Raw genomic sequence first — 25,011 nt, 5'->3', positions numbered from 1 at the left:
ACAGGCCGCATCACACGTTCGGAGCAGTCACCACATTACCGGCGGGGCGTCACCTCGCGCGCGCCGTCTGCTGTTCCGGCTGGTCCAAGTGGTGCATTTTCGCCGCGAGTTGCGCTGGCATCGGCTCATGGCGGGCGTAGTGGCGGCTGAACCGGCCGGTGCCGTGCGACAGCGAGCGCAGCTCCACCGCGTACCGGCCGATCTCGATCTCGGGCACCTCCGCACGCACCAACGACCGCCCCGTACCGTCCGGTTCGGAGCCCAGCACGCGGCCGCGCCGCGCGGACAGGTCGCCCATCACCGGACCCACGTAGGCGTCCGGCACCGACACCCCGACCTCGTCGACCGGTTCCAGCAGCTGGATCGGGCACCCGGCGGCGGCCTCGCGCAGCGCCAGCGCGCCCGCGGTCTGGAAGGCGGCGTCGGAGGAGTCCACCGAGTGCGCCTTGCCGTCGAAGAGCGTGACCCGCACGTCGACCAGCGGGAAGCCGGCGGTGACCCCGCGCTCGGCCTGCGCGCGGACGCCCTTCTCCACCGACGGCACGAACTGGCGCGGCACCGCCCCGCCCACCACCTTGTCGACGAACTCCAGCCCCGAACCCACCGGCAGCGGCTCCACCTCGATCTCGCAGATCGCGAACTGGCCGTGCCCGCCGGACTGCTTGACGTGCCGGCCGCGGGCACTGGCGGCCCGCCCGAAGGTCTCCCGCAGCGGCACCCGGTGCGCCACCGCGTCCACCCGCACCCCGTAGTGGCCGCGCAGCCGCTCCAACGCCACCTCGGCGTGCGCCTCGCCCATGCACCACAGCACCACCTGGTGGGTGTCCGGGTTCTGCTCCAGCCGCATCGTCGGGTCCTCCGCGACCAGCCGGGCCAGCCCCTGGGAGAGCTTGTCCTCGTCGGAGTCGGCGTGCGCCTCGATCGCCACCGGCAGCAGCGGGTCGGGCAGCCGCCAGGGCGCCATCAGCAGCGGGTCGTCCGGGTCGGAGAGCGTGTCCCCGGTCTCCGCCCGCGTCAGCCGCGCCACGCACACCAGGTCGCCGGCGGCCGCCGACGGCACCGGGCGCTGCTGCCGCCCGAACGGCGACGACAGCGCGCCCACCCGCTCGTCCACGTCGTGGTCCTCATGGCCGCGGTCGCCCAGGCCGTGCCCGGAGACGTGCACGGCCGCGTCGGGCCGCAGCGTGCCGGAGAAGACCCGCACCAGGCTGAGCCGGCCCACGTACGGGTCGGAGGTCGTCTTGACCACCTCGGCGGCCAGCGGCCCGTCCGGGTCGCAGGCCAGCGGCGGGCGGGGGCGGCCGGCCGGGTCGGTGACCGGCGGGACGGCGCGCTCCGGCGGGGTGGGGAAGCCCCGGGTGACCAGGTCGAGGAGTTCCACGGTGCCCAGGCCCTGCCGGGCGCCGCCGGCGGCGGGCGCGGCGGCCAGCACCGGGTGGAAGGTGCCGCGGGCCACTGCCCGCTCCAAGTCGGCGATCAGGGTGCCGACGTCGATGTCCTCACCGCCGAGGTAGCGGTCCATCAGCGTCTCGTCCTCGCTCTCGGCGATGATCCCCTCGATCAGCCGGTCGCGGGCCCGCGCCATCCGCTCGGCCTGCGCCGGGTCCGGGTCGGCCTCGACCCGCTCGCCGCCGGAGTAGTCGTGGACGCGGCCGGTCAGCAGCCCGGCCAGGCCGGTGACCGGGGCGTGCCCGTCGGGGCCCGCCGGGCCGTGCACCGGCAGGTACAGCGGCAGCAGCGCGTCCGGGTCGTCGCCGCCCAGCTCGCTCGCGCACCGCGCGGCGGTCTCCTCGAACCCGGCCCGCGCCGACTCCAGGTGCGTGACCACCACCGCGCGCGGCATGCCGACCGCGGCGCACTCCTCCCACACCATCCGGGTCGCGCCGCCGACGCCCTCGCCGTCCTGCGCCGCCGAGACGACGAAGAGGGCCGCGTCCGCCGCTCGCAGACCGGCCCTCAGCTCCCCGACGAAGTCGGCGTACCCGGGGGTGTCCAGGACGTTGATCCGGACCCCCTCCCACTCCACCGGCACCAGGGAGAGCTGGACGGAGCGCTGCCGGCGCTGCTCGATCTCGTCGTGGTCGGAGAGCGACCCGCCGTCCTCCACCCGCCCGGCCCGGCCGACCGCCCCCGTCGCCAGGGCCAGCGCCTCCACCAGGGTGGTCTTGCCCGCGCCGCTGTGGCCGACCAGCACCACATTGCGCACCTGCCGCGGGCGGCTCCCGCCGGGAGCCGCCGCCGCTACGCCTCCCGCGGCCCCAGGTGCCGCGTCCTTCCTACCGCCACCGCTCATGCGTCCCGCCTCCCGAGGTTCACTCCGCGGGTGCGTACAGTTCCCCTTCGACGGTACGCCCGTCCGGGCACCAGGGGACCTGTCTGGCTACGATGGGCCATCCGGCGGCCGTTTTGGCCGCCGCGTGCGGGGACTGTCGAGCAGCCCGTCCCCGTTCCGAACTCCACCGACCTGTCGGGAAGGCCATGCTGAACAAGTACGCGCGTGCGTTCTTCACGCGTGTTCTCACGCCGTTCGCCGGATTCCTCCTGCGCAAGGGGGTGTCGCCGGACACGGTGACCCTGATCGGCACCGCGGGTGTCGTCGCCGGCGCACTGGCCTTCTACCCCAGGGGCGAGTTCTTCTGGGGCACCGTCGTCATCACCCTGTTCGTCTTCTCGGACCTGGTCGACGGCAACATGGCCCGCCAGGCGGGCCGCTCCAGCCGCTGGGGCGCGTTCCTGGACTCCACCCTGGACCGGGTCGCCGACGGCGCCGTCTTCGGCGGCCTGGCGCTCTGGTACGCCGGCGGCGGCGACAACCTCGTGCTGTGCGCGGTCACCATCTTCTGCCTCGCCAGCGGCCAGGTGGTCTCCTACACCAAGGCGCGCGGCGAGGCGATCGGCCTGAAGGTCGCGGTCAACGGCCTGGTCGAGCGCTCCGAGCGGCTCGTCATCACCCTGGTGCTGTGCGGCTTCGCCGGCTTCCACCGCACCTTCGGGGTGCCCGGCATCCAGTGGGTGCTGCCGATCGCCCTGTGGGTCGTCGCCGTCGGCAGCCTGGTCACGCTGATCCAGCGGGTCGTCACCGTGCACCGCGAGGCCGCGGAGGCCGACGCCGCCGAGGCGGAGAAGCGGGCGGTCAGCCAGGGGAGCAGCGTGTGAAGGAGCGCCTCACCGACGGCCTGTACGGGCTCGGCTGGAGCGCGGTGAAGACCCTGCCGGAGCCGGCGGCACGCGCGCTCGGCCGGACCGTCGCCGACGCCGCGTGGCGGCAGCGCGGCAAGGGCGTGCAGCGGCTGGAGGCGAACCTCGCCCGCGTGGTGCCCGGCGCCGGCCCGGAGCGGCTGCGCGCGCTGTCCCGCCAGGGCATGCGCTCCTACCTGCGGTACTGGATGGAGTCCTTCCGGCTGCCGGCCTGGAGCAAGGACCGCATCCGCACCGGCTTCGCCCCGCAGGACGTGCACTGGCTCACCGACGGGCTCGCCGCCGGGCGCGGAGTCATCCTCGCCCTGCCGCACATGGGCAACTACGACCTCGCCGGCGCCTGGGTCACCACCAAGCTGGAGACCCCGTTCACCACCGTCGCCGAACGGCTCAAGCCCGAGACCCTCTACGACCGGTTCGTCGCCTACCGCGAGGGCCTGGGCATGGAGGTCCTGCCGCACACCGGCGGCGCCGCGTTCGGCACCCTCGCGCGGCGGCTGCGCGCGGGCGGCCTGGTCTGCCTCGTCGCCGACCGGGACCTGTCCAAGAGCGGGGTCGAGGTCGACTTCTTCGGCGAGAAGACCCGGATGCCCGCCGGGCCGGCGATGCTCGCCCAGCAGACCGGCGCGCTGCTGCTGCCGGTCACCCTCTGGTACGACCAGTCGCCGGTCATGCAGGGCAGGGTGCACCCGCCGGTCGAGGTCCCGGCCGACGGCGACCGGGCGAGCCGCACCGCGGTGATGACCCAGGTGCTGGCGAACACCTACGAGTCCGGGATCGCCGAGCACCCCCAGGACTGGCACATGCTGCAACGGCTCTGGCTGAGCGACCTGCCGCAGCGCGCCGCCGCCGAACCCGCTGCCGAGCCCGCTGCCGGGACGGTCACCGTCGAGACGGCCGCGGCCACCGCCACCGACCCGGCAGTCGCCGCGCCGGACGAGAGCCCCGGGACGGAGCGGCCTTGAGGATCGGGATCGTCTGCCCGTACTCCTGGGACGTCCCAGGCGGCGTCCAGTTCCACATCCGCGACCTCGCCGAGCACCTGATCACGCTCGGGCACCACGTGTCCGTGCTGGCCCCGGCCGATGACGAGACGCCGCTGCCCCCGTACGCGGTCTCCGCCGGCCGCGCGGTGCCCGTGCCGTACAACGGCTCCGTGGCGCGGCTGAACTTCGGCTTCCTGTCGGCCGCACGGGTCCGGCGCTGGCTGCACGACGGCGGGTTCGACGTCATCCACATCCACGAACCCACCTCGCCCTCGCTCGGGCTGCTCGCCTGCTGGGCCGCCCGCGGCCCGATCGTGGCGACCTTCCACACCTCCAACCCCCGCTCGCGGGCCATGATCGCGGCCTACCCGATCCTCCAGCCCGCGCTGGAGAAGATCAGCGCGCGGATCGCGGTCAGCGAGTACGCCCGCCGCACCCTGGTCGAGCACCTCGGCGGCGACGCGGTCGTCATCCCCAACGGCGTCGACGTCGGCTTCTTCGCCGCCGCGCGGCCCCGGCCCGACTGGCAGGGCGACACCATCGGGTTCATCGGGCGGATCGACGAGCCCCGCAAGGGGCTCCAGGTCCTGATGCGGGCGCTGCCCGGGATCATCGAGCGCCGCCCCGGCGCCCGCCTCCTGGTGGCCGGGCGCGGCGACCAGCGCGAGGCCCTGGAGCCGCTGCCGCCCGAACTCCACGGCCACGTCGAGTTCCTGGGGATGGTCAGCGACGAGGACAAGGCGCGGCTGCTGCGCAGCGTCGACCTGTACGTGGCGCCCAACCTCGGCGGCGAGAGCTTCGGGATCATCCTCGTCGAGGCGATGTCCGCGGGCGCGGTGGTCCTCGCCACCGACCTCGACGCCTTCGCGCAGGTGCTCGGACAGGGCAGCGCGGGCGAACTGTTCCCCAACGGCGACGCCGCCGCGCTGGCGGACGCCGCGGTACGCCTCCTCGGGGACGACGCCCGCCGCGAAGAGCTGCGCGGCCGCGCCTCGGCGCACGTACGGCGCTTCGACTGGTCCGTGGTCGCCGCGGAGATCCTCTCGGTCTACGAAACGGTCACGGTCGGCACGGAGTCCGTCCACCCCGACCGCCCGGGCTTCCCCGCCACCTGACCGCCCGCCGCACGGCGCCGTCGCGGCGGATCGCGGCCACCCGGGGGAATAGGGTGCCGCGGTGACCACCGTGATTTGCGTCGTAGCCGCACTGATCCTGCTCGGGCTCTACCTCAGCTGGACCGCGGGTCGCCTGGACCGCCTGCACGCCAGGATCGACGCGGCGCGCGCCGCGCTCGACGCGCAACTGCTGCGCCGCGCCTCGGTCGCCCAGGAACTGGCGACCGCGGGCGTCCTGGACCCGGCCGCCTCCATCGTGCTGTACGAGGCCGCGCACGCCGCCCGCCAGGCTGAGCCGGACGGGCGGGAGGTCGCCGAGAGCGAGCTGAGCCAGGCGCTGCGCGCGGTGTTCGCCGAGCCGGACACGCTCGCGGCGGTCGAGGCGGCGCCCGGGGGCGCCGAGGCGGTCGGCGAGCTGACCCGCTCGGTGCGCCGCGTGCCGATGGCCCGGCGCTTCCACAACGACGCGGTGCGCGCCGCGCGCGCCCTGCGCCGCCACCGCGTGGTGCGCTGGCTGCGACTGGCCGGCCACGCCCCGTTCCCGCTCGCTTTCGAGATGGACGACGAGCCGCCGGTCCTGCTCACCGCGGAGGGCGCCACCACCGCATAGGAGCATCCGCGGGAGCCACCTGCGCCGAATTGGCCCTTTTCGGTGGTCCACGCGCCGCCGGACGATGGATGCACAAGCCATCCACAGCCTGGAGTGAGGTCACCTTGTCCACCGCTTCCCCGTCCTCCGCAGCGTCCCCCGAGACCGGCACCGCGCGCGTCAAGCGCGGCATGGCCGAGCAGCTCAAGGGCGGTGTGATCATGGACGTCGTCACGCCCGAGCAGGCGCGGATCGCCGAGGACGCCGGCGCGGTCGCCGTCATGGCGCTGGAGCGGGTGCCCGCCGACATCCGCAAGGACGGCGGCGTGGCCCGCATGTCGGACCCGGACATGATCGACGGCATCATCAGCGCCGTGTCGATCCCGGTGATGGCCAAGTCCCGGATCGGCCACTTCGTCGAGGCCCAGGTGCTCCAGTCGCTCGGCGTGGACTACATCGACGAGTCGGAGGTGCTCACCCCGGCCGACGAGGTCAACCACTCCGACAAGTGGGCGTTCACCACCCCGTTCGTGTGCGGCGCCACCAACCTCGGTGAGGCGCTGCGCCGGATCGCCGAGGGCGCGGCGATGATCCGCTCCAAGGGCGAGGCCGGCACCGGCAACGTCGTCGAGGCCGTCCGCCACCTGCGGCAGATCAAGGGCGAGATATCCCGGCTGCGCGGCCTGGACCACAACGAGCTGTTCGCCGCCGCCAAGGAGCTGCGCGCGCCCTACGAGCTGGTCCGCGAGGTCGCCGAGCTGGGCAAGCTGCCGGTCGTGCTGTTCTCCGCCGGCGGTGTGGCCACCCCCGCCGACGCGGCGCTGATGCGCCAGCTCGGCGCCGAGGGCGTCTTCGTGGGCTCGGGCATCTTCAAGTCCGGCGACCCGGCCAAGCGCGCCGCGGCCATCGTCCGCGCCACCACCTTCTTCGACGACCCGAAGGTCATCGCGGACTCCTCCCGCAACCTCGGCGAGGCGATGGTCGGCATCAACATCGACACGCTGCCGGAGTCCGAGCACTACGCGAACCGCGGCTGGTAAGGCGACGATGACGAGCTCTCCCACCATCGGCGTCCTGGCCCTCCAGGGCGACGTCCGGGAGCACCTGGCGGCCCTGGCCGCGGCGGACGCCGCGGCCACGGCGGTCCGGCGCCCGGAGGAACTGGCCGGGCTGGACGGCCTGGTGATACCCGGCGGCGAGTCCACCACCATCTCCAAGCTCGCCGCGCTCTTCGGGCTCACCGAGCCGCTGCGGGACGCGATCCGCGGCGGACTGCCGGTCTACGGCACCTGCGCCGGGCTGATCATGCTCGCCGACAAGATCCTGGACCCCAGGTCCGGGCAGGAGACGTTCGGCGGCATCGACATGATCGTGCGCCGCAACGCCTTCGGCCGGCAGAACGAGTCCTTCGAGGCGTTCGTCGACGTGCGGGGCGTGCCCGGCGGACCGGTCGAGGGCGTCTTCATCCGCGCGCCGTGGGTGGAGTCGGTCGGCGCGGACACCGAGGTGCTCGCCGAGTACGGCGGCCACATCGTCGCGGTGCGGCAGGGGAACGTGCTGGCCACGTCCTTCCACCCGGAGCTGACCGGCGACCACCGGGTGCATGAACTCTTCGTGTCCGCCGTGCGCGCGGGGAGCTGACCGTATCCCGGTAGGATCGGGCGCGCGACGAAGAACAGTACTGGTGACGCGAAGGAGACTGTCGGATGTCCGGCCACTCTAAATGGGCTACGACGAAGCACAAGAAGGCCGTGATCGATGCCAAGCGCGGCAAGCTCTTCGCGAAGCTGATCAAGAACATCGAGGTCGCGGCCCGGACCGGCGGGGCCGACCCGGACGGCAACCCGACGCTCTTCGACGCCATCCAGAAGGCGAAGAAGAGCTCGGTACCGAACAAGAACATCGACAGCGCGGTCAAGCGCGGCGCGGGCCTGGAGGCCGGCGGCGCCGACTACCAGACGATCATGTACGAGGGCTACGGGCCGAACGGCGTCGCCGTCCTCATCGAGTGCCTGACCGACAACCGCAACCGCGCCGCGTCCGACGTGCGGGTGGCGATGACCCGCAACGGCGGCTCGATGGCCGACCCGGGCTCGGTGTCCTACCTGTTCAACCGCAAGGGCGTGGTGATCGTCCCCAAGGGCGAGCTGGGCGAGGACGACGTGCTCGGCGCGGTGCTGGACGCCGGCGCCGAGGAGGTCAACGACCTCGGTGAGTCCTTCGAGGTGATCAGCGAGGCCACCGACCTGGTGCCGGTCCGCAAGGCCCTCCAGGAGGCCGGGATCGACTACGACTCCGCCGACGCCAACTTCCTGCCCACCATGCAGGTCGAGCTGGACGAGGACGGGGCCCGCCGGATCTTCAAGCTGATCGACGCGCTGGAGGACAGCGACGACGTGCAGAACGTCTTCGCCAACTTCGACGTCTCGGACGAGGTCATGGAGAAGGTCGACGCCTGACGCGGCGCCTGACGCGACGTCAGGGAGGGGCCGGCGGGGACACACCCCGCCGGCCCCTCCGCTGTTTGTCGGTGCCAACCGCTAACCTGCACGAACAGGTTGGCGAACGACCGCCGACAGCGGCGGACGCGCGGGAAGGGGCGGCATGCGGGTGCTCGGCGTGGACCCGGGGCTGACCCGGTGCGGTGTCGGTGTGGTCGACGGCGTGCCCGGCCGGGCGCTGGCGATGGCCGGCGTCGGGGTGATCCGCACCCCGTCCGACGCGGAGATCGGCCACCGGCTGGTGCTGATCGAACGCGGCCTGGAGGAGTGGCTCGACGAGCACCGCCCCGAGGCCGTCGCCGTCGAGCGCGTCTTCAGCCAGCACAACGTCCGCACCGTGATGGGCACCGCCCAGGCCAGCGCGGTCGCCATCCTGTGCGCCTCCCGGCGCGGCCTGCCGGTGCACCTGCACACCCCCAGCGAGGTCAAGGCGGCCGTCACCGGCAGCGGCCGGGCCGGCAAGGAGCAGGTCGGCGCCATGGTGACCCGGCTGCTGCGGCTGGACGCCCCGCCCAAGCCCGCCGACGCCGCCGACGCCCTCGCGCTCGCCATCTGCCACATCTGGCGCTCCCCGGCCACCAACCGCCTCCAGCGGGCCGTGGCCGGGAACCGCCTCCAGCAGGCCGCCGCGGCCCACCGCGCCGCCGTCCGACCGCCCGCCGCACCCGTACACCCCGTGCCTTCCGCACCCAGCAGCCAGGAGCCCACCGCGTGATCGCCTTCGTCAGCGGCCCGGTGGCCGCACTCGCCCCGGACTCCGCGGTCATCGAGGTCGGCGGGATCGGCATGGCGGTCCAGTGCGCGCCCGGCACCCTGTCCGCGCTGCGGCTCGGCGAGCCCGCCCGGCTGGCGACCTCGCTGGTGGTCCGCGAGGACTCCCTGACGCTCTACGGCTTCGCCGACGACGACGAGCGGCAGGTCTTCGAGCTGCTCCAGACCGTCAGCGGGGTCGGCCCCCGGCTGGCGCAGACCATGCTCGCCGTGCACAGCCCCGACGCCCTGCGCGCCGCTGTCGCGGCTGGGGACGAGAAGGCGCTGACCGCCGTGCCCGGCATCGGCAAGAAGGGTGCCCAGCGGCTGCTGCTGGAGCTCAAGGACCGGCTGGGGGCGCCGGTGGGCGCCGCGGGCGCCCCGGCGGCCGGGAGCGCGGCCCGCGCGGCCGCCCCGCCGTCCTGGTCCGAGCAGCTGCTCACCGCGCTCGTCGGGCTCGGCTACGCGCCGCGCGAGGCGGAGGAGGCGGTGACCGCGGTCACCCCGCAGGCCGAGGCCGCCGCCGAGCCGAACGTCGGCACACTGCTGCGCGCGGCCCTCCAGACCCTCAACCGCACCCGCTGACCGCACCCCGACCCGCCTGCCGCCCCCACGCCCCGCCCGACCCGCACCCTGACCGATCCGCACCCTGACCGACCCGAGACCGGCCGCGAACCCCGACCGCCTGCCGACCGCCCGACCCGAGAGACCTGCCATGAACTGGGACGACGCCCCCGCCGACACACCCGACCGGCTGGTCGGGTCGGCCGCCGACCACGACGACCAGGCGGTCGAGGCGGCGCTGCGGCCCAAGGAGCTCGACGAGTTCATCGGCCAGGAGCGGGTCCGCCAGCAGCTCGACCTGGTGCTCAAGGCCGCCCGCCAGCGCGGTGCCACCGCCGACCACGTACTCCTGTCGGGTGCACCCGGGCTCGGCAAGACCACTCTTTCGATGATCATCGCCGCCGAGATGTCCGCGCCGATCCGGATCACCTCGGGCCCGGCCATCCAGCACGCCGGCGACCTCGCCGCGATCCTCTCCTCGCTCACCGAGGGCGAGGTGCTCTTCCTCGACGAGATCCACCGGATGTCCCGGCCCGCCGAGGAGATGCTCTACATGGCGATGGAGGACTTCCGGGTCGACGTGATCGTCGGCAAGGGGCCCGGCGCGACCGCGATCCCGCTGGAGCTGCCGCCCTTCACCCTGGTCGGCGCCACCACCCGGGCCGGGCTGCTGCCGCCGCCGCTGCGCGACCGGTTCGGCTTCACCGGCCACATGGAGTTCTACGCCCCCGCCGAACTGGAGCGGGTCATCCAGCGCTCGGCCGGCCTGCTGGACGTGGCGATCGACACCGACGGCGCCGCCGAGATCGCCGGCCGCTCCCGCGGCACCCCCCGGATCGCCAACCGGCTGCTGCGCCGGGTCCGCGACTACGCACAGGTACGGGCCGACGGCGTGGTCAGCCGCGAGGTCGCCGCCCGGGCCCTGGAGGTCTACGAGGTCGACGGCCGCGGCCTGGACCGGCTGGACCGGGCGGTGCTGCACGCGCTGCTGAAGCTCTTCGGCGGCGGCCCGGTCGGCCTGTCCACGCTCGCGGTCGCGGTGGGGGAGGAGCGGGAGACCGTCGAGGAGGTCGCGGAGCCCTTCCTGGTCCGCGAGGGACTGCTCGCCCGCACCCCCAGGGGGCGGGTGGCGACCCCCGCGGCCTGGTCCCACCTGGGCCTCGTACCGCCCCAGCAGGGCGGGGGGACGAGTCAGGGCGGAACCGGACAGACCGGCCTGTTCGGTCCCTGACCTCCGCTAGACTCCTACGATCAGGAACCCCCATGCAATGCTGGGCGTTGTTCCATCGGCGAGCCAGCGCTTAGACTCCGCCGACGCCCTTCCTCTGGATCGGCACCCACATCCCGAAATCCAGGCCATCCCCCACGTTGGCCGTGCGAAGGAATGTCCACACCGTGAGCATCGGAATTCTCCTCCCCCTGATCCTGATCATCGGCGTCATGTTCATGATGACCCGGTCGCAGAAGACCAAGCAGCGCCAGGCGTTGGAGATGCGCAACAAGATGGAGCCGGGCACCGGCGTGCGCACCATCGGTGGCATGTACGCCGTGGTGAAGGAGGTGAACGAGGAGACCGTCCTGCTGGAGATCACCGACGGTGTCCACGCGCACTTCACCAAGTCCGCCATCGGCACGGTGCTCTCCGAGGAGGAGTTCAACCGGATCGTGCACGGCATCGAGCCCGAGGAGCCCGCGGGGCTCGACGACGACGCCGTGAGCGACGCCGACGCGGCCGCGGGGGACGCCGCGCCGGCCGACGGTGCGACGGACGCGGACGCCGCCGAGGGCGGCGAGGAGCAGGTCAGCCTCGACAAGTCCGAGGAGGCCGCGGCCCCGTCGTCGACGGACGCGCCCGCCGCCGAGGACGGGGCCGCCAAGGAGCCGAACGGCTCCGCCGCGAAGTAAGCGTCCTGCTTCATCCACTCGTGGCCGCCCCCGGGCCCGCATGCCCGGGGGCGGTAGGACAGGGAGAGACAACAAGGTGGCAGCAGCCAAAAAGGGCCGTAGGTCCTCGGGGAGCCAGGGGTACCCCGGGCGCGCTCTGGCCGTGATCCTCATCGCCCTGGTGGCGCTGACCGGGGGGATCTTCCTCTCCGGCCACAAGACCCCGCGGCTCGGCATCGACCTCGCCGGCGGCGTGGAGATCACGCTGACCGCCAAGCCCGACCAGGGCAAGGCCGTCACCAAGGCGAACATGAACACCGCGGTCAACATCATCAACAACCGCGTCAACGGCCTGGGCGTCTCCGAGGCGGAGGTGCAGACCCAGGGGAACGACAACATCATCGTCGACATCCCCAAGAGCACCAACGCCGACCAGGCCGAGCAGCAGGTCGGCACCACCGCCCAGCTGTACTTCCGGCAGGTCCTCGCCGACGGCGACGGTTCGCCGACCGCGACGACGACGCCGACGCCCACGCCCACCGGCTCCGCCACCAGCAAGTCGTCCAGCACCGCCAGCCCGAAGGCCACCTCGAGCGCGACGGCCTCCAGCACCGGCAAGTCCACCGCGACCCCCTCGTCCACCAGCAGCCAGGGCCGCGCGGTCACCGACGCCCTGAAGTCCGGCACGGACAAGGCCCCGACCCCGCAGGCCACCGCCACGGCGTCGAGCAGCGCCTCGGACGGCACGACCGACACCAGCGGCACCAGCACCAGCACCACCGACGCCACCTCCGGCGTCTCGGCCGCGCTCCAGGCCAAGTACGAGGCGCTGGACTGCACCAAGCCCGCCCAGCGCGCCAAGGCCAGCGAGGGCACCAAGCCCACCGACAACGTGATCGCCTGCGGCCAGATCGACAAGCAGTGGGTGAAGTACCTGCTCGGCCCGTCCCAGATCGACGGCAAGCACGTCACCAGCGCCAACGCGGTCTTCGACACCCAGAGCGGCAACGGCTGGGTGGTCAACCTCAGCTTCGACTCCAAGGGCTCCTCGCAGTTCACCAGCGTCACCAAGAACCTCGCGGCGCAGTCCTCGCCGAACAACCAGTTCGCCATCGACCTCGACGGCAACGTGGTGTCGGCCCCCTCGGTGTCCTCGACCCTGTCCGGCGGCACCGCGCAGATCTCCGGCAGCTTCACCCAGCAGTCCGCCACCGACCTGGCGAACGTGCTGAAGTACGGCTCACTGCCGCTGGCCTTCAACATCTCCGACAAGACCACCGTCTCCGCCGCGCTCGGCGGCGAGCAGCTGCGCGGCGGCATGATCGCCGGCGCCGTCGGCCTCGCCCTCGTGGTCATCTACCTGCTGGCCTACTACCGCGGCCTGAGCTTCGTCGCCGTGCTCAGCCTGGTCGTCTCCGCCGCACTGACCTACACGATCATGTGCCTGCTGGGTGAGGCGGTCGGATTCGCGCTGAACCTGCCCGCGGTGTGCGGTGCCATCGTCGCGATCGGTATCACCGCCGACTCGTTCATCGTCTTCTTCGAACGGATCAGGGACGAGCTGCGCGACGGCAGGACACTGCAACCCGCGGTGGCCCGCGGCTGGCCGCGCGCCCGGCGCACCATCCTGGTGTCGGACTTCGTGTCCTTCCTCGCCGCCGCGGTGCTCTACGTCGTGTCCGTCGGCAAGGTCCGGGGCTTCGCGTTCACGCTCGGCCTGACCACCCTGCTCGACGTCGCCGTGGTCTTCCTGTTCACCAAGCCGCTGATGACGATCCTCGCCCGCCGCGCCTTCTACGCCAAGGGCCACAAGTGGTCCGGCCTCAACCCGGAGAGCCTCGGGGTCAAGGCACCGCTGCGCCGTATCCGCCGCCAGTCCTCCGAGACGAAGGAAGCCTGATGTCCAAGCTCGGCACTCTCGGTCACCGGCTGCACCGGGGCGAGGTCAGCTACGACTTCGTCGGCAAGCGGAAGATCTGGTACTCGATCTCCATCCTGGTCACGATCGTCGCGATCATCGGCCTGGTGGTGAACGGGCTCAAGGAGAGCATCGACTTCTCCGGCGGCGCGGTCTTCAACACCCCGAAGACGTCCCTGTCCGTCTCCGACGTGCAGAACAAGATCTCCGGGGACACCGACGGCCGCGACGCGACCGTGCAGAAGCTCGGCAACGGCAGCATGCGCATCCAGGTGGCCGGCCTCTCCACCGACCAGTCGAAGAAGGTCCAGAAGGAGATCGCCGCGGACCTGAAGATCCCGGCGTCGAAGATCGACGCCGAGATCGTCGGCCCGAGCTGGGGCAAGGAGATCACCCACAAGGCACTGGAAGGCCTGATCATCTTCCTGGTGCTGGTGGTCATCTACCTCGCCATCGCCTTCGAGTGGCGCATGGCGCTGGCCGCCCTCGTCGCCCTGCTGCACGACCTCACCATCACCGTCGGCGTCTACGCGATCGTCGGCTTCGAGGTCTCGCCCGGCACCGTGATCGGCCTGCTGACCATCCTCGGTTACTCGCTCTACGACACGGTCGTGGTGTTCGACGGGCTGAAGGAAGCCAGCAAGGACATCACCAAGAAGAACACCTCCACCTACAGCGAGGTCGCCAACCGCAGCCTCAACAGCACCCTGGTGCGGTCGATCAACACCACGGTGGTCGCGCTGCTGCCGGTCGCCGCGCTGCTGTTCATCGGTGGCGGCATCCTCGGCGCCGGCATGCTCAACGACATCGCGCTCGCGCTGTTCGTCGGCCTCACCGCGGGCGCGTACTCCTCGATCTTCATCGCGACCCCGATCGTGGCGGAGCTGAAGGAGCGCGACCCGCAGATGAAGTCGCTGCGCAAGCGGGTGCTCGCCAAGCGCGCGTCCGACGCGGCGAAGGCGAAGGCCCGGGCCGCCGCGGGCGAGTCCGCGGCCGACGAGCCCGAGGACGAGCAGCCCGAGGACGGCGAGGAGGACGCCGCGGCCGCGGTCGTCGGCCCGCGCGCCACCGGCAGCAGTGACTCCGGGGTCCGCCCGAACCGCAGCCAGCCGTCCAACCGGGGCAGCCGCGGCCGCGGCCGCCCCTCCGGCAAGCGCCGCTGAGCCCTCGCCCGCCGCCGCCCGGGAGTACCCGCCGGGCGGCGGCGGGCGTTTTCCCGCCCGCGCACCGAGCCCGCGCGCACCGCGCACCGAGCACCGAGCACCGAGCACCGAAAGAAGCATCATGACGACGACGGAAGCCGCCTCCCCCGAGCTGCGGGACCTGCTGCTCTCCCGTATCCGCGACGTGGCGGACTACCCGCAGCCCGGGGTGGTCTTCAAGGACATCACCCCGCTGCTGGCCGACCCGGTGGCGTTCAACGCCCTGGTCGACGCGCTCGCGGAGCTGTGCACCCGCCACGCGGCCACCAAGATCGTCGGCCTGGAGGCGCGGGGCTTCATCCTCGCCGCGCCCGCCGCCGCCCGCGCCCGGCTCGGCTTCGTACCGGTCCGCAAGGCCGGCAAGCTGCCCGGACCGACGCTGGCGCAGGGCTACGCGCTGGAGTACGGCACCGCCGAGATCGAGGTGCACGCCGACGCCTTCGGGCCCGGCGACCGGGTGATCGTCATCGACGACGTGCTCGCCACCGGCGGCACCGCCGAAGCCGCGCTCGACCTGATCGCGCGCACCGGCGCGAGCGTCGTCGGCGTCGCGGTCATGCTGGAGCTGGGCGCGCTCGGCGGCCGGGAGCGGCTCGCCCCGGTCCTGAAGGACGTCCCGCTGGACGCGCTCGTCGTGGTCTGAGCGGTCCGCAGCGGATCGGCCGCCCCCGGGCCGCCGCAGGGCCGCGCAGGCCCGTACGGCGCCCCTGAGGCGCTTCGCCGGCGTACGGCGTGCCCGGCGCGGCGTACGGACCGGCGTACGCCGGTGCGTGTGCGCCGGCCGGGCCGGGCGGAGCCGCCTTGCTCCGCCGCGCGCCCGCCGGGTGCCGCCGCTCGTTACCATGGGACTTCGACCGCGTGAGGAGTGCCCTTGCCAGACCAGGCCCAGCCGCTCGACGCCGCCGACGGGACCGCCCAGGGGACGGGCCCGGCCGACGGGCGCCGGGGCACGCCTGCGACCGGCGCGCCGGCGCCCGCTCCCACCCCCGAGTCCGCGCCCCCGCCCGCCGGGGCCCACCCGAGCTCCGACAGCGGCGCCGGCAAGGCCGCCGACCAGGCCAAGGCCGCCGACCAGGCCAAGGGCGCCACGCTCGCGCCCAAGTCCGGCCCGGCCCCCGCTCCCGCGCCCACCCCCGCCGCCCTGCGGCCGGTGCGTACCCCCGGCAGCGTCGCCCCCACCCGGCCCGGCGCCTCCTCCAGCCGGGTCCGCGCCCGGCTCGCCCGCCTCGGCGTGCAGCGCTCCAGCGCGTACAACCCGGTGCTCGAACCCCTGCTGCGGGTCGTGCGCGGCAACGACCCCAAGGGCGACAGCGCGCAGCTGCGGCAGATCGAGGCCGCCTACCAGGTCGCCGAGCGCTGGCACCGCGGCCAGAAGCGCAAGAGCGGCGACCCCTACATCACGCACCCGCTGGCGGTCACCACCATCCTCGCCGAGCTGGGCATGGACCCCGCCACCTTGATGGCCGGGCTGCTCCACGACACCGTCGAGGACACCGACTACGGCCTGGACCAGCTGCGCCGCGACTTCGGCGACCAGGTCGCCCTGCTCGTCGACGGCGTCACCAAGCTGGACAAGGTCAAGTTCGGCGAGGCCGCGCAGGCCGAGACGGTGCGCAAGATGGTCGTCGCGATGGCCAAGGACCCCCGGGTCCTGGTGATCAAGCTCGCCGACCGGCTGCACAACATGCGCACCATGCGCTACCTCAAGCGGGAGAAGCAGGAGAAGAAGGCCCGCGAGACGCTGGAGATCTACGCCCCGCTCGCCCACCGGCTGGGCATGAACACCATCAAGTGGGAACTGGAGGACCTCGCCTTCGCGATCCTCTACCCGAAGATGTACGACGAGATCGTCCGCCTCGTCGCCGAACGCGCCCCCAAGCGGGACGAGTACCTGGCCGTGGTCACCGACCAGGTCCAGCAGGACCTGCGCGCGGCCCGGATCAAGGCCACCGTCACCGGGCGCCCGAAGCACTACTACAGCGTCTACCAGAAGATGATCGTCCGCGGCCGGGACTTCGCCGAGATCTACGACCTGGTCGGCATCCGGGTCCTCGTCGACACCGTCCGGGACTGCTACGCCGCGCTCGGCACCATCCACGCGCGATGGAACCCGGTCCCCGGCCGGTTCAAGGACTACATCGCGATGCCGAAGTTCAACATGTACCAGTCGCTGCACACCACCGTGATCGGCCCCAGCGGCAAGCCCGTCGAGTTGCAGATCCGCACCTTCGACATGCACCGCCGCGCCGAGTACGGCATCGCCGCGCACTGGAAGTACAAGCAGGAAGCGGTGGCCGGCGCCTCCAAGGTGCGCACCGACAGCCCGCGTTCGGACAAGAAGGACGACGCGGTCAACGACATGGCCTGGCTGCGCCAGCTGCTGGACTGGCAGAAGGAGACGGAGGACCCGGGGGAGTTCCTGGAGTCGCTGCGCTTCGACCTGTCGCAGAGCGAGGTCTTCGTCTTCACGCCCAAGGGCGACGTGATAGCGCTGCCGGCCGGCGCTACCCCGGTCGACTTCGCCTACGCGGTGCACACCGAGGTCGGGCACCGCACCATCGGCGCCCGCGTCAACGGCCGCCTGGTGCCCCTGGAGTCGACCCTCGACAACGGCGACACCGTCGAGGTGTTCACCTCCAAGGCGTCCGGCGCCGGGCCGTCCCAGGACTGGCTGGGCTTCGTCAAGTCACCCCGGGCCCGCAACAAGATCCGCGCGTGGTTCTCCAAGGAGCGCCGCGAGGAGGCGGTCGAGCAGGGCAAGGAAGCGATCGCCCGCGCGATGCGCAAGCAGAACCTGCCGATCCAGCGGGTGCTGACCGGCGACTCGCTGGTCACCCTCGCGCACGAGATGCGCTACCCCGACATCTCGGCGCTCTACGCGGCGATCGGCGAGGGCCACATCACCGCGCAGTCCGTGGTGCAGAAGCTGGTCGACGCGCTCGGCGGGGAGGACGGCGCCACCGAGGACATCGCCGAGATCACCACCCCCACCCAGGGCCGCACCAAGCGGCGGAAGAACGCCGACCCGGGCGTCATCGTCAAGGGCGAGAGCGACGTGTGGGTGAAGCTCTCCCGCTGCTGCACCCCCGTCCCGGGCGACCCGATCATCGGCTTCATCACCCGGGGCAACGGCGTGTCGGTGCACCGCGCCGACTGCGTCAACGTCGAGTCGCTCTCGCAGCAGCCCGAGCGGATGATCGACGTCGAGTGGGCGCCCACCCAGTCCTCGGTCTTCCTCGTCGCGATCCAGGTCGAGGCGCTGGACCGGGCCCGGCTGCTCTCCGACGTCACCCGGGTACTGTCCGACCAGCACGTCAACATCCTGTCCGCGGCGGTGCAGACCTCCCGCGACCGCGTCGCGATCTCCCGCTTCACCTTCGAGATGGGCGACCCCAAGCACCTCGGCCACGTCCTCAAGGCGGTCCGCGGTGTCGAGGGCGTCTACGACGTCTACCGCGTCACCTCAGGCCGCCAGCAGCGCTGAACGGCCGCCCGCCACCCGGGACACGAAGAGGTCCCCCGCGCCACGGGCGCGGGGGACCTCTTTCTCTGGTGGATGCCGGCGTCAGCCTCCGCTCAGCGGAACTCGCCCATGCCCTTCAAGGCCGCGTCCAACAGCGCCTGCCGGCCGTCCAGTTCGGACTGGAGCTTGTCGGCCTTCGCGGTGTTGCCCGCGGCGCGCGCCGCCTCGACCTGGTCGCGCAGCTTGTCGACCGCGGCCTGCAACTGGCCGGTCAGACCCGCCGCACGCGCCCGGACCTCCGGGTTGGTGCGCCGCCACTCCGCTTCCTCGGACTCCTGGAGCGCCCGCTCCACGGTGTGCATCCGGCCCTCGATCCGCGGCCGGGCGTCGCGCGGCACATGGCCGATCGCCTCCCACCGCTCGTTGATCGAACGGAACGCCGCCCGCGCCGACTTCAGGTCGGTCACCGGCAGCAGCTTCTCCGCCTCGATGACCAGCTCCTCCTTGCGCGCGAGGTTCTCCCGCTGCTCGGAGTCCCGCTCGGCGAACACCTCGGAACGCGCGGCGAAGAACACGTCCTGCGCACCGCGGAAGCGGTTCCACAGGTCGTCCTCCGCTTCGCGCTGGGCGCGGCCGGCCGCCTTCCACTCCGCCATCAACTCGCGGTAGCGGGCCGCGGTCGGCCCCCAGTCCGTGGAGCCCGACAGCGACTGCGCCTCGGTGACCAGCTTCTCCTTGGTGCGGCGGGCCTCCTCGCGCTGCGCGTCCAGCGACGCGAAGTGCGCCTTGCGCCGCTTGGAGAAGACCGAACGGGCGTGGCTGAAGCGGTGCCACAGCTCGTCGTCGGCCTTGCGGTCCAGCCGCGGCAGACCCTTCCAGGTGTCCACCAGGGCCCGCAGCCGCTCACCGGCGGTGCGCCACTGCTCGCTCGCGGCCAGCTCCTCGGCCTCGGCGACCAGCTTCTCCTTGGCGGCCTTCGCCTCCTCGCCCTGCTTCGCCCGCTCCGCCCGGCGCTGCTCGCGCCGGGTGTCCACGAGCGCCACCAGCGCGTCCAGCCGGGTGCCCAGCGCCGCCAGGTCGCCCACCGCGTGCGCCTCGGTCACCGAGGTGCGCAGGTGCTCGATCGCGGCCAGCGCCTCCTTGGGCGCCAGATCGGTCGTCTGCACCCGCCGTTCGAGGAGGCCGATCTCCACGACGAGCCCCTCGTACTTGCGCTCGTAGTAGGCGAGCGCCTCGTCAGGGGAACCCGCCTGCCACGAACCGACCTCCTTCTCACCGTCGGCCGTACGCACGTACACGGTCCCCGTCTCGTCGACGCGGCCCCACGGGTCGCTGCTCACAGCGCCTCCCTCATGTGATGCCCACCCGCGTCACCGCCGGCGGGCATCGTCCACAGTTTCCCTCCGGCCGGGCCGCACGCCCTGACCGGTTCCAACGGCCAACATAGGCGACCGGCGCCCCGGCTGTCCGCATCCGATACGCGCTCAATCGCGAATTCGGATACCGATCAGGACTCGGTCCGGCCGCCCGCGGGCAGCCCGGGCACCCGGCCGCGGGTCAGGACTTGCTGACCGTCGCCTTGTTGATCACCACGGTCGCGTTGGGCGCACCGTCGCCCTGACCGGTGCTCTCACCGTCGGCGGCGATCTTGTCCAGGACCTTCATGCCGGCCTTGGAGACGGTGCCGAACGGCGTGTAGCTCGGCGGCAGCGGGCTGTCCTTGTAGACCAGGAAGAACTGGCTGCCGCCGGTGTGCGCCTGGCCGGTGTTGGCCATCGCGATGGTGCCCGCCGGGTAGGTGACCGAGCCGGTGGAGGAGTCGGCCTTGCCGAACGCCGTCAGGTTCTCGTCCGGGATGGTGTAGCCCGGGCCGCCCGAGCCCTGGCCGGTCGGGTCGCCGCACTGGAGCACGTAGATGCCGGTCGTGGTCAGCCGGTGGCACTTGGTGTGGTCGAAGTAGCCCTGGTCGGCGAGGAACTTGAAGGAGTTGACGGTGTGCGGGGCCTTCGCCGTCTCCAGCGCGATCGAGATGTCGCCGCAGGTGGTCGCCAGGTCGAAGGTGTAGCCGGCCGACTTGTCGATGGTCATCGCCGGCTCCTTCTTCCACTGCTTGGTGCCGGGCTTGCCCGCCGCCGCCTTCTCGCACGGGTCCGGGCCCTTGGAGACGGTGGGGCTCGCCGAGGCGGACGCGGTCGCACTGGTCGCGGCGGCGTCGTCCTTCTTCTTGCTGCTGCCGTCGAACGCGCCGGCCGCGTACGCCCCGCCGAGCGAGGCGACGACCACGGCGACCACCACGGCGATCACCGAGTTGCGCACCCGCGTCTTGCGCTGCGCGCTCACCCGGCGCTGCTGCTGGCGCGCGAACTTGTCCCGGGCGAGCTGCCGCCGCCGCTGATCCTTGGTGGTCACTTCGCCGTCTCCGTCGTCTGTCTGGGCGTCGGTTGTCCGTCCGTGCCGCGCACCGACGCATTGCGTTGTATGTTTCCTGTGCGCCGGCTGTATCGAAGGGGACACAGCCGGTGTCGAAGCTGCCGTATGCGAATGTACGTGCCGCAGATCTTCGCGTCACGCCGCACCTGCCGTCCAGTCCGCGCACCACCTCGCAACCGGTTCGCAGCCGCGCCCCGCTCGCCGGTAGGCTCGGGGGCAGCCCACAGCGGACGACAGAAGGACGAACGTGCTCATTGCCGGGTTCCCCGCCGGGGCGTGGGGCACCAACTGCTACGTGGTCGCGCCCGCCGCAGGCGAGGAGTGCGTGATCATCGACCCGGGGGTCGACGCGACCCAGGGCGTCCAGGACGTCCTCGCCAAGCACCGGCTCAAGCCCGTGGCGGTCATCCTCAGCCACGGCCACGTCGACCACGTCGCCTCGGTGCTGCCGGTCTGCGGCGCGCACGACGTGCCCGCCTGGCTGCACCCCGCCGACCGGTACATGCTCAGCGACCCGGCGACGGCGATCGGCGCCTCCGTCGGCTCCCCGCTGCTGGCCGGCCTGACCGTCGGCGAGCCCGACGACCTTCGGGAGCTGACCGACGGCGAGACCCTCGCGCTGGCCGGTCTGGAGTTCGGCGTCGCGCATGCGCCCGGCCATACCAAGGGGTCGGTGACCTACCGGCTGCCCGAGACCGCCGACATCCCGTCGGTGTTCTTCTCGGGCGACCTGTTGTTCGCCGGCTCCGTCGGACGCACCGACCTGCCCGGTGGCGACACCGCCGAGCTGTACGAGTCGCTGGCCCGCGTGTGCCTGCCGCTCGACGACTCGACGGTGGTGCTCTCCGGGCACGGCCCCCAGACGACCATCGGCCGCGAGCGCGCCACCAACCCCTTCCTGGGCAAGGTGGCCGGCGGCCACGGAACCGGCGACGACCCGGCTCCACGACGAGGATTGTGACTGTCACTGCCGTGAGCACGTTCCAGGCCCCCAAGGGCACCTACGACCTCCTGCCGCCCGACTCCGCGGCCTTCCTCGCGGTGCGCGAGGCGATCGCCGCCCCGGCCCGCCGCGCCGGCTACGGATACGTCGAGACCCCCGGCTTCGAGCACGTCGAGCTGTTCGCCCGCGGTGTCGGGGAGTCCACCGACATCGTCACCAAGGAGATGTACGCCTTCAGCACCAAGGGCGGCACCGAGCTGGCACTGCGCCCCGAGGGCACCGCGTCGGTGCTGCGCGCCGCCCTCCAGGCCAACCTGCACAAGGCCGGCAACCTGCCGGTGAAGCTGTGGTACTCCGGCTCCTACTACCGCTACGAGCGCCCGCAGGCCGGCCGCTACCGCCACTTCTCCCAGGTCGGCGCCGAGGCGATCGGCGCGGAGGACCCGGCGCTGGACGCCGAACTGGTGATCCTGGCCGTCGACGCGTACCGCTCGCTGGGCCTGCGCGACTTCCGGCTGCTGCTCAACTCGCTGGGCGACAAGGAGTGCCGCCCGGCCTACCGCGCCGCGCTCCAGGACTTCCTGCGCGGCCTCGACCTCGACGACGACACCCGCAAGCGGATCGAGATCAACCCGCTGCGGGTGCTGGACGACAAGCGCGAGGCGGTGCAGCGCCAACTCACCGGCGCGCCGCTGATCGTGGACCACCTGTGCGAGGCGTGCAAGGAGTACCACGAGCAGGTCCGGGAACTGCTGACCGCGGCGGGTGTGGCCTACGAGGACGACCCCCGGCTGGTGCGCGGGCTGGACTACTACACCCGCACCACCTTCGAGTTCGTGCACGACGCGCTCGGCTCGCAGTCCGCGGTCGGCGGCGGCGGGCGGTACGACGGCCTGTCGGAGATGATCGGCGGCCCGTCGCTGCCATCGGTCGGCTGGGCGCTGGGCGTGGACCGCACGGTGCTCGCGCTCAAGGCCGAGGGCGTCGAACTCGCGCTGCCCGCCGCCACCGACGTGTACGCGGTGCCGCTCGGCGAGCAGGCCCGGCGCACCCTCTTCGCGCTGGTCACGCAGTTGCGGCGGGAGGGGATCGCCGCGGACTTCGCCTTCGGCGGCAAGGGCATCAAGAACGCGATGAAGTCCGCGGACCGCTCCGGCGCCCGGCTGGCGATCGTGGCCGGCGAACGGGACCTGGCCGAGGGCGTCGTGCAGATCAAGGACCTCGCCAGCGGCGAGCAGGGTCCGGTGGCGCTGGACGAGGTGGCCGGAACCGTCAAGGAACGGCTGGTTTAAACCCCTCGAACGTGTACCGGGGCGGCGTACCTTACACCGTACTCACCGCCCCGGGTGCACAATGTCTGTGCCCGCCCCATGGATTCGATGAGAGATCGGCGATCATGACGACTTCCGCGTTGGACGACACGCGAACGGACGACGACCGCACCCCGCGCGCCGGCTCCGAGATCGTGCCGAGCAAGCCGTTCACCTGGCTGCTGCTGATCTCCGGCGCACTCGGCCTGCTCGCCTCCTTCGTGATCACCAACGACAAGTTCGTCCTGCTGCAGAACACCGTGGACGGCAAGCCGACGCACTTCTCGTGCAGCCTCAACCCGGTCATCGCCTGCGGCAGCGTGATGGAGAGCAAGCAGGCCCACGCCTTCGGCTTCCAGAACCCGATCATCGGCCTGGTCGCCTACGGCGTGGTGATCTGCGTGGCCATGGGCGTCTTCGCCGGCGGCCGCTACAAGCCGTGGTTCTGGTACGGGCTCCAGGCCGGCGGCCTCTTCGGCGTCTGCTTCATCTCCTGGCTCCAGTACCAGACGATCTACAACATCCACGCGGTCTGCCTGTGGTGCTGCCTGGCCTGGGTCGTCACGATCCTGATCTTCTGGTACACCGCCGTGCACAACATCCGCAACGGCCTGATCAAGCTCCCCCGCCCGGTCCGCTCCGCCGTGCTGGAGTTCCACTGGGTGGTGCCGGTGATGTGGTATGCGGTGATCGGCCTGCTGATCCTCACCCACTTCTGGTACTACTGGAAGACCGTCATCTGACCTCGTGATCCGGGGTGTGTCACAGCGGTGGCATACCCTTCACGAGTGGAGCCAGATCTGTTCAGCGCGGCCGCGGAGGAGCGGCAGGAGCGGGACCCGGGAAACAGCCCGCTCGCCGTCCGTATGCGGCCGCGCACCCTTGAGGAAGTGGTCGGCCAGCAGCACCTGCTGCGCAAGGGGTCCCCGCTGCGGCGGCTGGTGGGGGAGGGCGGCACCGGACCCGCGGGCGCCTCCTCGGTGATCCTGTGGGGCCCGCCCGGCACCGGGAAGACCACCCTCGCCTACGTCGTCAGCAAGGCCACCAACAAGCGGTTCGTGGAGCTGTCGGCGATCACCGCGGGCGTCAAGGAGGTCCGCGCGGTCATCGAGTCCGCCAAGCGCCAAGCCGGCGGGTACGACCGCGAGACCGTCCTGTTCCTCGACGAGATCCACCGCTTCAGCAAGGCCCAGCAGGACTCGCTGCTGCCCGCGGTCGAGAACCGCTGGGTGACCCTGATCGCGGCCACCACCGAGAACCCGTACTTCTCGGTGATCTCACCGCTGCTGTCCCGCTCCCTGCTGCTCACCCTCGAATCGCTCACCGACGACGACATCCGCGGGGTGCTGCACCGCGCGCTCACCGAGGAGCGCGGGCTCGGCGGCGCCGTCACCCTCCAGCCCGACGCCGAGGAGCACCTGCTGCGGATCGCCGGCGGCGACGCCCGCCGCGCGCTCACCGCGCTGGAGGCGGGCGCCGGCTCCGCGCTCGCCAAGGGCGAGGAGACCATCACGCTGGCCACCGTCGAGGAGGCCGTCGACCGCGCCGCGGTCGCCTACGACCGCGACGGCGACCAGCACTACGACGTGGCCAGCGCCCTGATCAAGTCGATCCGCGGCTCCGATGTCGACGCCGCGCTGCACTACCTGGCCCGGATGATCGTGGCGGGGGAGGACCCGCGCTTCATCGCCCGCCGCCTGATGATCTCCGCGAGCGAGGACATCGGTCTCGCCGACCCCACCGCGCTGCCCACCGCGGTCGCCGCGGCCCAGGCGGTGGCGATGATCGGCTTCCCCGAGGCGTCGCTCATCCTCAGCCACGCCACCATCGCGCTCGCCCTCGCGCCGAAGTCCAACGCGGCGACCACCGCGATCGGTGCCGCCCTCGCCGACGTCCGGGCCGGCAAGGCCGGCCCGGTCCCCGCGCACCTGCGCGACGGCCACTACAAGGGCGCCGCCAAGCTCGGCCACGCGCAGGGCTACGTCTACCCCCACGACGTGCCCGGCGCCATCGCCGCCCAGCGCTACCTCCCGGACGACCTCGCCGACCGCCGCTACTACGAACCCACCCGCTACGGAGCCGAGGCCCGCTACGCGGATGTGCTCGACCGCGTCAGAAGCCGCCTCGCCGGCGACAGCTGAGGTACGGGCCCCGGAGG

22 protein-coding genes are annotated in these 25,011 nt (G+C 72.3%); 19 read left to right on the top strand and 3 right to left on the bottom strand.

Annotated elements, in window-relative coordinates; all coding sequences use genetic code 11:
- Positions 1-49: 49 nt before the first annotated feature.
- Entirely contained in the window at positions 50-2,293 is a 2,244-nt protein-coding gene (locus tag AC3EVP_RS10005) for an elongation factor G-like protein EF-G2 (protein WP_435128184.1), read from the bottom strand.
- A 185-nt stretch (positions 2,294-2,478) separates the two neighbouring features.
- On the opposite strand from AC3EVP_RS10005, the gene pgsA reads away from it, so the two are divergent.
- The 15 genes from pgsA (at position 2,479) to AC3EVP_RS09930 (ending at position 18,191) form a co-directional block, all read left to right on the top strand.
- A complete protein-coding gene (gene pgsA, locus AC3EVP_RS10000) occupies positions 2,479-3,156 on the top strand; it encodes a phosphatidylinositol phosphate synthase (protein ID WP_335975738.1) in 678 nt (225 codons plus the stop codon).
- Positions 3,153-4,163 (top strand): phosphatidylinositol mannoside acyltransferase, encoded by a 1,011-nt coding sequence (locus AC3EVP_RS09995; protein ID WP_435128182.1) that lies wholly within the window; start codon positions 3,153-3,155, stop codon positions 4,161-4,163. The genes pgsA and AC3EVP_RS09995 overlap by 4 nt, the downstream gene beginning before the upstream one ends.
- Positions 4,160-5,299 carry a glycosyltransferase family 4 protein gene (locus tag AC3EVP_RS09990; protein WP_335975747.1) on the top strand — a complete coding sequence of 380 codons (1,140 nt, stop codon included), beginning with the start codon at positions 4,160-4,162 and terminating at the stop codon, positions 5,297-5,299. Before AC3EVP_RS09995 ends, AC3EVP_RS09990 begins: the two co-directional genes overlap by 4 nt.
- A gap of 61 nt (positions 5,300-5,360) precedes the next feature.
- Complete coding sequence (locus AC3EVP_RS09985) at positions 5,361-5,909, top strand: LemA family protein (protein WP_435128180.1); 549 nt, start codon at positions 5,361-5,363, stop codon at positions 5,907-5,909.
- Positions 5,910-6,013: 104 nt separating this feature from the next.
- Entirely contained in the window at positions 6,014-6,928 is a 915-nt protein-coding gene (gene pdxS / locus AC3EVP_RS09980; RefSeq protein WP_488179795.1) for a pyridoxal 5'-phosphate synthase lyase subunit PdxS, read from the top strand.
- 7 nt (positions 6,929-6,935) lie between these two features.
- On the top strand, positions 6,936-7,529 hold the full coding sequence (pdxT, locus tag AC3EVP_RS09975; RefSeq protein ID WP_335975761.1) for a pyridoxal 5'-phosphate synthase glutaminase subunit PdxT: 594 nt from the start codon (positions 6,936-6,938) through the stop codon (positions 7,527-7,529).
- 65 nt (positions 7,530-7,594) lie between these two features.
- Positions 7,595-8,347 (top strand): YebC/PmpR family DNA-binding transcriptional regulator, encoded by a 753-nt coding sequence (locus tag AC3EVP_RS09970; RefSeq protein WP_335975765.1) that lies wholly within the window; start codon positions 7,595-7,597, stop codon positions 8,345-8,347.
- Positions 8,348-8,492: 145 nt separating this feature from the next.
- Positions 8,493-9,104, top strand: a complete 612-nt coding sequence (ruvC, locus tag AC3EVP_RS09965) for a crossover junction endodeoxyribonuclease RuvC (RefSeq protein ID WP_435128177.1) — start codon at positions 8,493-8,495, stop codon at positions 9,102-9,104.
- Positions 9,101-9,724 carry a Holliday junction branch migration protein RuvA gene (gene ruvA / locus AC3EVP_RS09960; protein WP_335975772.1) on the top strand — a complete coding sequence of 208 codons (624 nt, stop codon included), beginning with the start codon at positions 9,101-9,103 and terminating at the stop codon, positions 9,722-9,724. The genes ruvC and ruvA overlap by 4 nt, the downstream gene beginning before the upstream one ends.
- Positions 9,725-9,854: 130 nt before the next feature.
- The gene (ruvB, locus tag AC3EVP_RS09955) at positions 9,855-10,934 is read left to right on the top strand and encodes a Holliday junction branch migration DNA helicase RuvB (RefSeq protein WP_435128175.1); all 1,080 of its coding nucleotides are present in this window, start codon (positions 9,855-9,857) and stop codon (positions 10,932-10,934) included.
- Positions 10,935-11,098: 164 nt separating this feature from the next.
- Positions 11,099-11,608, top strand: a complete 510-nt coding sequence (gene yajC, locus AC3EVP_RS09950) for a preprotein translocase subunit YajC (protein WP_335975779.1) — start codon at positions 11,099-11,101, stop codon at positions 11,606-11,608.
- Between the two features lie 76 nt (positions 11,609-11,684).
- Positions 11,685-13,487, top strand: coding sequence for a protein translocase subunit SecD (gene secD / locus AC3EVP_RS09945; RefSeq protein WP_335975781.1), 1,803 nt, complete (start codon positions 11,685-11,687; stop codon positions 13,485-13,487).
- The gene (gene secF, locus AC3EVP_RS09940; RefSeq protein ID WP_335975785.1) at positions 13,487-14,668 is read left to right on the top strand and encodes a protein translocase subunit SecF; all 1,182 of its coding nucleotides are present in this window, start codon (positions 13,487-13,489) and stop codon (positions 14,666-14,668) included. Before secD ends, secF begins: the two co-directional genes overlap by 1 nt.
- Before the next feature lie 121 nt (positions 14,669-14,789).
- Positions 14,790-15,350, top strand: a complete 561-nt coding sequence (locus AC3EVP_RS09935) for an adenine phosphoribosyltransferase (RefSeq protein WP_335975788.1) — start codon at positions 14,790-14,792, stop codon at positions 15,348-15,350.
- 228 nt (positions 15,351-15,578) lie between these two features.
- Positions 15,579-18,191 (top strand): RelA/SpoT family protein, encoded by a 2,613-nt coding sequence (locus tag AC3EVP_RS09930; RefSeq protein WP_435128172.1) that lies wholly within the window; start codon positions 15,579-15,581, stop codon positions 18,189-18,191.
- A gap of 92 nt (positions 18,192-18,283) precedes the next feature.
- Here the strand turns inward: AC3EVP_RS09930 and AC3EVP_RS09925 are convergent, their stop codons facing one another.
- Both AC3EVP_RS09925 and AC3EVP_RS09920 read right to left on the bottom strand, forming a co-directional pair.
- Positions 18,284-19,510 (bottom strand): DUF349 domain-containing protein, encoded by a 1,227-nt coding sequence (locus tag AC3EVP_RS09925; protein ID WP_335975792.1) that lies wholly within the window; start codon positions 19,508-19,510, stop codon positions 18,284-18,286.
- Positions 19,511-19,727: 217 nt separating this feature from the next.
- Entirely contained in the window at positions 19,728-20,579 is an 852-nt protein-coding gene (locus AC3EVP_RS09920) for a peptidylprolyl isomerase (RefSeq protein WP_435128169.1), read from the bottom strand.
- Between the two features lie 268 nt (positions 20,580-20,847).
- Here AC3EVP_RS09920 and AC3EVP_RS09915 point away from each other — a divergent pair, with 268 nt between their 5' ends.
- From AC3EVP_RS09915 to AC3EVP_RS09900, 4 genes are all read left to right on the top strand, one after another.
- Positions 20,848-21,561, top strand: coding sequence for an MBL fold metallo-hydrolase (locus AC3EVP_RS09915; RefSeq protein ID WP_435128167.1), 714 nt, complete (start codon positions 20,848-20,850; stop codon positions 21,559-21,561).
- Positions 21,562-21,572: 11 nt separating this feature from the next.
- Positions 21,573-22,835, top strand: a complete 1,263-nt coding sequence (hisS, locus tag AC3EVP_RS09910; protein WP_435128165.1) for a histidine--tRNA ligase — start codon at positions 21,573-21,575, stop codon at positions 22,833-22,835.
- Positions 22,836-22,939: 104 nt separating this feature from the next.
- Positions 22,940-23,596 carry a vitamin K epoxide reductase family protein gene (locus AC3EVP_RS09905; RefSeq protein WP_335975804.1) on the top strand — a complete coding sequence of 219 codons (657 nt, stop codon included), beginning with the start codon at positions 22,940-22,942 and terminating at the stop codon, positions 23,594-23,596.
- A 45-nt stretch (positions 23,597-23,641) separates the two neighbouring features.
- On the top strand, positions 23,642-24,994 hold the full coding sequence (locus tag AC3EVP_RS09900; RefSeq protein ID WP_335975808.1) for a replication-associated recombination protein A: 1,353 nt from the start codon (positions 23,642-23,644) through the stop codon (positions 24,992-24,994).
- Positions 24,995-25,011 lie beyond the last annotated feature (17 nt).

The sequence above is a fragment of the Actinacidiphila sp. bgisy144 genome, from assembly GCF_057708105.1.
Note: the sequence above shows the minus strand (reverse complement) of the source record. Positions and strands in the feature narration are given on the sequence as shown.

Excerpts from the sequence above, each read along its gene's own strand:
- AC3EVP_RS09905 (WP_335975804.1), top strand. The coding sequence starts at position 22,940 with ATGACGACTTCCGCGTTGGACGACACGCGAACGGACGACGACCGCACC.
- AC3EVP_RS09970 (WP_335975765.1), top strand. The coding sequence starts at position 7,595 with ATGTCCGGCCACTCTAAATGGGCTACGACGAAGCACAAGAAGGCCGTG.
- secF (WP_335975785.1), top strand. The coding sequence starts at position 13,487 with ATGTCCAAGCTCGGCACTCTCGGTCACCGGCTGCACCGGGGCGAGGTC.
- AC3EVP_RS10005 (WP_435128184.1), bottom strand. The coding sequence starts at position 2,293 with ATGAGCGGTGGCGGTAGGAAGGACGCGGCACCTGGGGCCGCGGGAGGC.
- pdxT (WP_335975761.1), top strand. The coding sequence starts at position 6,936 with ATGACGAGCTCTCCCACCATCGGCGTCCTGGCCCTCCAGGGCGACGTC.
- ruvC (WP_435128177.1), top strand. The coding sequence starts at position 8,493 with ATGCGGGTGCTCGGCGTGGACCCGGGGCTGACCCGGTGCGGTGTCGGT.
- ruvB (WP_435128175.1), top strand. The coding sequence starts at position 9,855 with ATGAACTGGGACGACGCCCCCGCCGACACACCCGACCGGCTGGTCGGG.
- pgsA (WP_335975738.1), top strand. The coding sequence starts at position 2,479 with ATGCTGAACAAGTACGCGCGTGCGTTCTTCACGCGTGTTCTCACGCCG.
- AC3EVP_RS09935 (WP_335975788.1), top strand. The coding sequence starts at position 14,790 with ATGACGACGACGGAAGCCGCCTCCCCCGAGCTGCGGGACCTGCTGCTC.